Raw genomic sequence first — 692 nt, 5'->3', positions numbered from 1 at the left:
GGCCGGGCATCTGTACCGGTCCGCCTGTCTGCTCACCGCCGGGGACACGCATCTGGCCGAGGACCTGGTGCAGGAGGCCCTCGGCCGCCTGTACCTGCGGTGGGGGCGGGTGGCGCGGGCGGAGAACCCGGCCGCTTACGCGCAGACCGTGCTCACGCGGGCCTTTCTCGCCCATCAGCGGCGGCGCAGCAGCGGGGAGCGGGCGACGGACGTCTTCCCCGATCTGCCGGGCGCCGGTGACGGGGACGCGTCGCTGCGGCTGACGCTGCTGGACGCGCTCGCGCGGCTGCCCGCCAAGGACCGGGCCGTCGTCGTCCTGCGTTACTGGGAGGACCGGTCGGTCGAGCAGACCGCCGACGTACTCGGCGTCAGTTCGGCGGCGGTGCGGACCCGGTGCTCGCGGGCGCTCGGCCGGTTGCGGGAGCTGCTGGGCGAGGACCTGTCGGAGTACGCCAGACCTTGAGAGCCGCGACGGCTGCCGTTCGGTTCGTCTCACCTCGTGGAAAGGGTGGTTTCGCCATGCCGCAAAAAGATGGCCGGGATGCGTTCGAGGACCGGCTCTCCGCCGCCCTGCGCGACGCCGGTGACGGCTTCGAGACCGACCGGGGCGCCCTCGTCACCGCCGGGCGGGTCCGCGGGCGGCGGGCGCTGCTGCGGCGCAGGACGGCCGTGGTGGGCGGGGTGGCCGGGGT

The 692-nt window shown here is 74.7% G+C and carries 1 protein-coding gene; it reads left to right on the top strand.

All coding sequences use genetic code 11. The features are described from left to right. The coding region (locus DMH12_RS38710) for a SigE family RNA polymerase sigma factor (RefSeq protein ID WP_148107621.1) at window positions 1-463 on the top strand (463 nt) is incomplete at its 5' end. Window positions 464-692 lie beyond the last annotated feature (229 nt).

This window comes from Streptomyces sp. WAC 04229, from assembly GCF_003947455.1.
Taxonomy (GTDB): Bacteria; Actinomycetota; Actinomycetes; order Streptomycetales; family Streptomycetaceae; genus Streptomyces.
Note: the sequence above shows the minus strand (reverse complement) of the source record. Positions and strands in the feature narration are given on the sequence as shown.